This window comes from uncultured Chitinophaga sp., assembly GCF_937874145.1.
In the GTDB taxonomy this organism is placed as follows: Bacteria; Bacteroidota; Bacteroidia; order Chitinophagales; family Chitinophagaceae; genus Chitinophaga.
In genome coordinates this window covers 1-8,415 of the sequence record NZ_CALNBI010000472.1, presented here as the reverse complement: position 1 = coordinate 8,415, position 8,415 = coordinate 1, and the positions used below count along the sequence as shown (strand labels likewise).

The 8,415-nt window shown below is 54.8% G+C and carries 3 protein-coding genes; 1 reads left to right on the top strand and 2 read right to left on the bottom strand.

Annotation, left to right across the window (positions count from 1 at the left end):
- Window positions 1–83 precede the first annotated feature (83 nt).
- Together Q0510_RS22700 and Q0510_RS22695 are read right to left on the bottom strand one after the other, a co-directional pair.
- Window positions 84–3,422, bottom strand: a complete 3,339-nt coding sequence (locus tag Q0510_RS22700) for a histidine kinase dimerization/phosphoacceptor domain -containing protein (protein WP_298716848.1) — start codon at window positions 3,420–3,422, stop codon at window positions 84–86.
- An 18-nt stretch (window positions 3,423–3,440) separates the two neighbouring features.
- Entirely contained in the window at window positions 3,441–6,809 is a 3,369-nt protein-coding gene (locus Q0510_RS22695) for a histidine kinase dimerization/phosphoacceptor domain -containing protein (protein ID WP_298716845.1), read from the bottom strand.
- A 539-nt stretch (window positions 6,810–7,348) separates the two neighbouring features.
- On the opposite strand from Q0510_RS22695, the gene Q0510_RS22690 reads away from it, so the two are divergent.
- Window positions 7,349–8,119, top strand: a complete 771-nt coding sequence (locus Q0510_RS22690) for an alpha/beta hydrolase (protein WP_298716842.1) — start codon at window positions 7,349–7,351, stop codon at window positions 8,117–8,119.
- The last annotated feature ends 296 nt before the right edge of the window (window positions 8,120–8,415 follow it).

Below are 8,415 nucleotides of genomic sequence, written 5' to 3'. Positions count from 1 at the left end.
AACCTTGTATCCTGCTTTTTCCAGCATGAGCCGGAGGTCATTCGCTTCTATAAACTGATCTTCCACGATCAGAACTTTTTCGTTCATACGGCAATATTTTCCTGGTGATGTGTAATAACGGGATGCGTAAATGCATCGATCCCAAATTGAATGCTGATCTCCGCCCCGCCGCGGTTCCGGATGGTGAAACTGCCGCCGAGGTCGTCGCTGAGCCCCCTCATCAGGCTCATGCCCAGCGAATTGGTTTTCGAGAGGTCGAAATCTTCCGGCAAGCCTTTCCCGTTGTCGGCGACCGTGAGGCTGAATTGCCCGTCGCTGCCGGGTTCGAGATGTATGGCGATGGCGCCTTCGCCGCCGGGCGGGAAGGCGTATTTGATGGAGTTGGTAATGGCTTCGTTGAGGATCAGCCCCAGTGGCACCGCCTGCGAAACATCGATCTGGATGGGGGCAATGTCGAGATGAAAGCGGATGCGGTGCCGCACGCCGAAGCACTCGTTAAGGTATTCCACGAGCTCGTGGATATAATGCGGCATGTTGATGAGGCCTACATTGTCGGACTGGTACAGCTTTTTATGGATGAGTGAAATCGCCTGTACGCGGTGCTGGCTGTCGCGGATGGCCACGAGCGCCGCGTCGTTCTGCAGGTAGGCGCTCTGGCTGTTGCGCAGGCTCATCACGATCTGAAGGTTGTTTTTCACGCGGTGATGGATTTCTTTGAGCAGCCATTCCTTTTCCGTCAGCAATTTTTCCAGCGAAGCGTTCTTCCGGCCGATTTCCTGTTGTTTATCCTGCAGCGAGAGGTTGTGGTTTTGCTTGAGGCGGTAACCGTTGATGAGGAGCCCGATGATAACGACCAGCAGCCCCGCGCCGGCAAAAGAAACGTTGCGCATAAGGCGTTCCTGTTCGAGCTTGCTTTCCTGCAGCAGCGATTGCTGCCGGAGGATGGCGATGCTTTTTTCTTGCAGCTTGATATCCTGGTCCTTCCGTTTGGCGTCGCTGAGGGCTTGCTGATGCGCGAACATCGCTTTCTCCAGTTCCGATACCTGCAGTTGTCCTTTTTGGGTGAGGATTTCGATACTCTGGCCGCGGAGCCTTATTTCCTGTTCCTGTGCGAGCAACGACTGGTCCTTCTTTTCCGTTTCATATTGTATCTGCAGTTCCGATATCTGCCGGCTTTTGGCAACGTTGAACAGGGAATCCGTAAAATATTTGTACAGCTGGTAATGCCCGATGGCCTGCCGGTAATTGCCGAGCGCCGAGTCGCATTGGAAAAGCATGTAGTGCGCGTTGTTCGTCAGCGCCACGCTGGCGATGTCGGGCTGGAAACGGATGGCTTTGTTCAGGTATTCCGCGGCCATGGTGAATTTTTTCTGACCAAGATAGAACCGGCCCGTGTAGAAGTTTATCATGGAATAATAACGGTCGCCCACGCGGATGCCTTCGATGTTGCCGATCGCTTGCTGGAAGTAATGCTCCGCTTCCATGTACTGGTTAAGTGCCTCATGGCAAAGCGCCTGCATGCAAAACAGTATGCGGGTCGGATAGTAACCGCTGGGCGGCGCCTGCCGGGAAAACTGCTTGACAAACGCCATCGCCTCTTCAGGGCCGCGCTGCTGGATCAATAACTCCGCCAGGTTTACTGCTGCTTCATAGTCTTCGTGAGCGGGCACCATTTTTGGCCGGAACAAAACCTGGCGGTACGTTTCGATACTTTTTTCATGTTGGCCGAGATCGTGATAGATGCTGGCAAGGCGGGTGAGGAGGGTGGTTGTGATCAGGGTATCCTTTTGCTGTTCCGATTTTTTGAGCCCGTCCATCGTATAATGCAGCGCTCTGCTGAGGTCCCCGCGCAGCTGAGCCAGCAGGGCAAAGTGACGGCTCATTTTATAGGCGATATTGGTTTGGTTCGCATAAGTAACGGAAAGCTGCAGCAGTAATTGGCGAGCTTCGTCCGGACGGGCGTCTTCCGCAAGGAAACTTGCCTCTTCCATCCCGAACATAAGCGCATTATCCATGCTTCCGGCGGCGGCGTAATACTCCCGTGCGCGGCCGTATGCGTAGGCGATATCGGCGTATAAAGGACGCTGGCGGCGAATGGAGCTCCCAAAATGCATCCAGTTTTCGGCCATCATCTTGTTATTTTTCGTCGCAGCAAATTTGTCGTTGATCAGCGAGAAATAATACCGGGCCTGTTCGATTTCGCCGATCATGCATTGCGTTTTTCCCATTTCCCGCCAACCTTCAATTTGCAGACTGTCATCGCGAAGGGAAGCTGCCAGCTGGTTGGCGGCATGCAGGTAATTGATGGCGATACTCAGCTGATTTGCGTCGAATAACGGATAAGTGGACTGATACTTCCTGGCCAGGTCCATCAACTGCCGGAAACGCTGCTTGCCAGCTTTATTATCTGAAGGATAATTGGATGCCGGCGGGAGTTTGGCCAACGCGGCGAGGAACTGGCGGGCGCGGTCCTGCAGATCGTTTTTTTGCGCGGATGTATATGCCTCGAATGCAGACTGCGCAAAGAAACGCGCGCTGTCGGCTTGCTGTTTCTCCCGCAGCATCCAGCTGGCCAACGCCATGCAGATGTCGCCTTTCCATTGCCCGGAAATGCGCGGAATATATTGGGACGCCTTGTAATACCGCTTGCGGTAAAGCTCCACCAGCGCCAGGTAGTAATAATTGTCATTATCTTCCTGGTGCCGGTTGATTTCCCTGCCTAACTTTAGAGAAGCGTTCGCGAAAATCTCCGCACTGTCGAGGTGCTTGTCCAGCTTGTCTTTCCGGGCTATGAACTCAAACGATATCTGCTTCAGGAGGGTGTAACGGACGCTCGAATCCACCTCGGGGAGATAAGCCAGCGCCATGTGCGATTTCTTCCATTCAATGTATGCTGCCGACAGCCCGTGGGCGGCATATCTGGTGATCCATGGCCAATTCTCCCTGCGCGAAACCAGGATCGCTTTTTCCCCGTACATCACCGCGGTATCAAGATCATAACTGTATTCTCCCGATCTGAACGTATAATGCCAGCAGAGGTTCGCGTACAGCGACGCCCTTTTCTCCGGGTCCATTTGCGCCGTCAATTCGTTCGCGCGCCAGGGTGTTTTTGCGTCCAGGTACAAAAGCGCCGTGTAGTATTGGTTCCAATAGCTATTCTCCCGCAAGCCGAGCCGGGTATTGAGTTTAAATGCTTCCCCGAGCAGGTAGAACGCACTGTCCAGATCAGATTTGCTTTTGTTTTTTTTGTTCCGGTATAGTTGGCCCAGTCCGGACAGGTATTTTGCCTTCAGGGTATCATTGCGGGCCACGGCGAGAGAGTCGCGCCATTCCTGAGCGTCCTGTGCGCATGCGGCGAAAGGAAGCAGGCAGCAACATGCCAGCGCGGAGAATATGAAAATATGTGTGATAATGCGGCTCATGTAGCGTATAGGCGTGTATTAGGTATAAATGACGGTTGATTCCATCTGTTGCGGTGCCGGCGGCAATTCGGGCCGGATAAAGTTCTCAATGGTAAATGCGATATGGATCTCGGTGCCGAAATGGCTCTGTATGGAAAATCGCGCGCCGAGGTCTGCGCTTAGCCCTTCCATCAGGCTCAACCCCAGCGACCGGCTGGCGCCCGCATCAAAGCCTGCCGGCAGCCCGATGCCGTTGTCTGCGATATGCAGTGCATATGATTCGCCTCCCGTATTTTCAAAGGTGATCTGTATTTCTCCATCATTATCGCCCGGGAAGGCATATTTGATGGCGTTGGTGATGGCTTCGTTGAGGATGAGGCCCAGCGGTACGGCCTGGGAAACGTCGAGGTGGAGGGGCGCCACATCCAGGAGGAACCTCACTTTCTTCCCCGTATCGAAACAATCGGTGAGGTAATCCACCAGTTCATGGATGTAATGCGGCATGTACACGACGCCCACATTATCGGACTGGTACAGCTTTTTATGGATAAGCGAAATAGCCTGCACGCGGTGCTGGCTGTCGCGGATGGCCACCAGCGCGGCGTCGTTCTGGAGATAAGCGCCCTGGCTGTTGAGCAGGCTCATCACAATCTGGAGGTTGTTCTTCACCCGGTGATGGATTTCTTTCAGCAGCCATTCCTTTTCATGCAGCAGTTTTTCAAGCGAAAGGTTTTTCTGCCCGATCTCCACCTGTTTGTTCTGCAGCGAGCGGTTATGTTGCTGCTTGAGGCAGTATCCATATACCAGGAGCCCTATGATGGCCAGCAGCAGGGCGCCACCGCCGAAGGAGACATTGCGGATGATCCGTTCCTGTTCGAGTTTGGTTTCCTGCAGCAGGGCTTCCTGCCGGAGGTAGGCGATATCTTTTTCCTTCAGGCGGATATCCTGGTCTTTGCGTTTTGCTTCGCTAACCGCCTGTTGCTGGAGCAGCGTGGCGCGTTCCAGGTCCGCTTTCTGCAGCTTTCCTTTTTGGGTCAGGATTTCAATTTCCTGGCCACGGAACCGGATTTCCTGTTGCTGTGAGAGCAACGACTGGTCTTTCTTTTCCGTTTCATATTGTATCTGCAATTCCGAAATTTGCCGGCTTTTCGCCACGTTGAACAGGGAATCGGTGAAGTATTTGTACAGCTGGTAATGCCCGATGGCCTGCCGGTAATTGCCCAGCGCGGAATCGCACCGGAACAGCAGGTATTGGGCGTTGTGGGTAACGACTACGCCGGCAACGTCCGGCCCGGAGCGGATGGATTTGCGGAGATGGTCGGCAGCGAGGGAGAATTTCTGCTGTTCAAGAAAGAACTTGCCCGCGTTGAAGTGCAGCAGCGTGTAAAACCGGTCGCCCACGCTGATCTTATCAATGTCCTGCAGCGCCTCGGAAAAGTACCGGTTCGCTTCATCGGGTTGCCCGAGCGCCTGGTAGCAGAGGGCTTGCGCGCATTGGAGAATGCGCTCGGCATAGTAGCCAACGGGCGGATCACTGCGGTAAACGCCTTTCACGAATGCCAGCGCTTCCGCCGCCGTGCGGTGGCGGATCAGGAGTTCGGTGAGGGAAAGGACGGGAAAGTAGTCGTACAGGATGCCTTTGTTATGTTCGTTTTGGACAACCTGGTGATAGGCGGCGATGCTTTTGTCGAACTGCCCGAGGTCGTAGTAAATATCTGCCAGCCGGTTGAGGAAAACTTTCTGCATGGCGGTATCGCGCATCGCTTCCGATTGCCGCAGGCCTGAGATCGCGTAGCGCAGGGCGGCGCTGAGGTCGCCGCGGAACTGGGCTAGCCGTGCCAGGTGCTGGTTGATCTGGTAGGCCGCAAGGGGCTGGTTGCCGGCGTATTTCCGGGAAAGGCGGATGAGGACCGCATTGGCTTCGGCCGGGCGGCCGTCTTCCTGCAGGTAGTTCGCTTGTTCCATCCCGGTTTTCAGGTCCATTTCCATATCGCCCGCCAGGCTGTAATAGTAGGATGCCTTGCCGAAGGATTCGGCCACCAGGCCGTAATTCGGGCGCTTGCGGCGGATGTTGTTGACGTAGTGCAGCCAGGTGTAGCCCATTCCTGCCATGTTATTTTTCTGCGCGTAGCGGGCGAGCGCCAGGTCATAATATTGCCTTGCTTTCCCGGCTTCGTTCATCATGCAGTAGGTTTTCCCCATTTCGGTCCAGGCTTCGATCTGGTACTTATCGATTCGCATGGAATCGGCCAGGTGGATAGCGTGATTGAAGTAATTGGCGGCGATGTTCAGCTGGTTGAGGTCGAAAGCAGGGAATCCGGACTGGTATTTTTTCCCCAGGTCGATGAGCTTCCGGAAACGTTGCGGCGCGCTGTCGGTGGACTTGAAATCGGGCAGGGAAGCGTGGATGTGCTCCACGGCTTTAAGAAGGTTCTGCGCCTGTTGTATGCCGTTATCGTTTTTCTTCTCTTCATACGCCTGCAGGGCGAGCCGGGCGTAAATAGCCGCGGAGTCGTGCATCCCGTTGAGCGTCATCCACCGCCGCGCGACGGACATGGCGAGGTTTCCTTTGAAATTGCCGGTGGTCAACGGCAGAAAGGCTGCGGCCTGATTGAGCTGCCCGCGGTCGAGGGCGGCATATCCCAGCACGTAGTTGCTGCCCACCATTTTTTCCATGGGGAGGGCGAGCGCTGTCGCCATTTGGATGGCTTCCCGGGCCAGGTGCTCGCCGCTATCTTTTTCCCCGGCGCTCCGGTTGTGATTGAAATAGTAACGGTGCCCCGCCATTTGCAGGATATTGGCGTGCGATGCGGGCGATAGCTTCTGCGCGATGTTTACCGCTTCTTTCAGCTCACCTCTTTCGAGCAGGGAAGCGGCCAATACGGTAGCGGCGGATTGAATGTATTCTTCCTGTTGCATGGCCTGCGCCACCGCGAGTGCTTTTTGGCCGTACAGCAAAGATGAGTCGAGGTCGTCGGCAAATTCGCCCGGCTTCACGCGGTAGAAGATGGAAAGGTGGTTGTATAAATGCACCTGGTGGCGTGGGAGGAGGGTAGTGGCCATTTGCGCGGTGATCCAGGGCATCTTCAGTTCCTGGTGAAGGCTGGCGATATGGAACTGCGCTTCGAGGTACTGGGTTTTGTTGCCGGTGCGGGTGGCCAGTTGCCTGGCCTTTTCGAAGTAATTAGCCGCGCTGTCCATATCCGGTTGCAGTTCTCCCGGTTTTAGCTGGAAGTACTTGCCGGCCGCCAGCAGGGCGTTGATGCGCGCGGTGCCGCTATGAGCGGATGAAATGGAATCCCGGAGCGATGGCGCCAGCTGGGCGAAAGCGCACGATGCGGGCATTACCAGCCGGCAGAGGAACAGGCAGGCGCCCAGGACCAGGGAATATTTTCGGATTATCTGCATGCTGCGATGCGCAAAGATGTTGATTTATGATGGAATGTTGGCTGTCCGGCAGTTACTACAACGCGGCCTTGCGCAGGCGCAGGATCGGGCATCGGAGCGGTCAGGCAAAAGGTGAACCAGGTGCTTTTCATGGCTCAAAATTTACAGTATGCATCCATAAAACAAGCCAAAGCCGTAATAGGCCCGGCAGGCACCGGACGAAAATCATGCGCACAGGTACCAGTAGCGGGGTTGCCGGATTGATCGGTGATGATGTAGAATTGAATGCTGGGCGGATAGCGTTAGGTAAGATACCACTTTATTTCGTAGCCGGTATGCGTAAACCACGAAATTTCGTGGCCGGATGCCGGAAAGATGGGCGGGGATGTAAATTCAGGGATGATCAGGACAAAAATGAAAATACCACTTTATTTCGTTGAATACAGCGGCGCCGCCACGATATTTCGATGGAGGGGAAATTCGCCTGTGGCCGAAACGCTTACCAGGCAAGGGGATGGCGTTATGGCACCGCATTTGGCTAGTCTCACAAAACACGCTATATGAAAACAATCGTTTTTCTGACCGGCTGCTTCGTCCATCATTCCTGCTGGGACGAATGGAAGGCTTATTTCGAAAAGGAAGGGTACAAGTGCATCGTACCGCCCTGGCCTCATAAGAGTGAGCCCGCCGCCACGCTGCGCGCCCGCCAGCCCGACCCCGCCATCGCCACCATCCGGCTGGCCGACCTGAAGAACTACTTCAGCGATATCATTTCCAGTCTTCCCGAAAAACCCATCCTCATCGGGCATTCATTCGGCGGGTTGCTGGTGCAGCTCATGCTGCAGCGCGACATTGCAGCGGCGGGCGTGGCCATCCACTCGGTGCCGCCTGCGGGGGTGCTTGCCTCCGAGTTCTCCTTCTACCGTGCTACCTGGGGGCCGCTGGGCTTTTTTACACCGGCATCGAAAACCTTTCTCATGTCGGTCCCGCAATGGCAATACGCCTTTACGAACGGGCTGCCCCTTAAAGAGCAGCAGGCCACGTACGACCAGCTGGTGATCCCCGAATCCAAGCGGGTAGCGCGCGACGGGTTGGGCAGGGAAGCTAAGATCGATTTCAAAAAGCCCCACGTGCCGCTGCTGTTCGTGGCCGGGGAGAAAGACCATATCATGCCGGCGTCGCTGAATTATACCAATTATAGAAAGTACAGCAAAAGCGAAGGAATCCTGGAATACAAGTTCTTCCCGGGGAAAACGCATTCGGTGCTCGGGCAGAAGGGCTGGGAAGAAAATGCCGCCTTCATCCATGGCTGGCTGAAAGAACATGCATAAGTCACTTCTTCATAAAAGTTACTGATAGTGTAACAGTTGTAGGTTAACTGAATCCACCGGAATAGTCCTGTTCCGGTTTTTTTCGTTTAATTTCGCGAGTTCGTCCGGCATAACGTACAAGCCTGCCGTCATACGCTAGGGGTAAAGCGGTCGCCTACGCGATCCGCGCTTTGGGAGCGAGGGTGGATACCTGCGCTCCTTTTCGCTGTATACCGCCTGTCTACACGTAAAAATGTCGTAAAATTTGACGACATATAGACCGAGCTACTGCGCATAACATCAAACATACGTAAAAC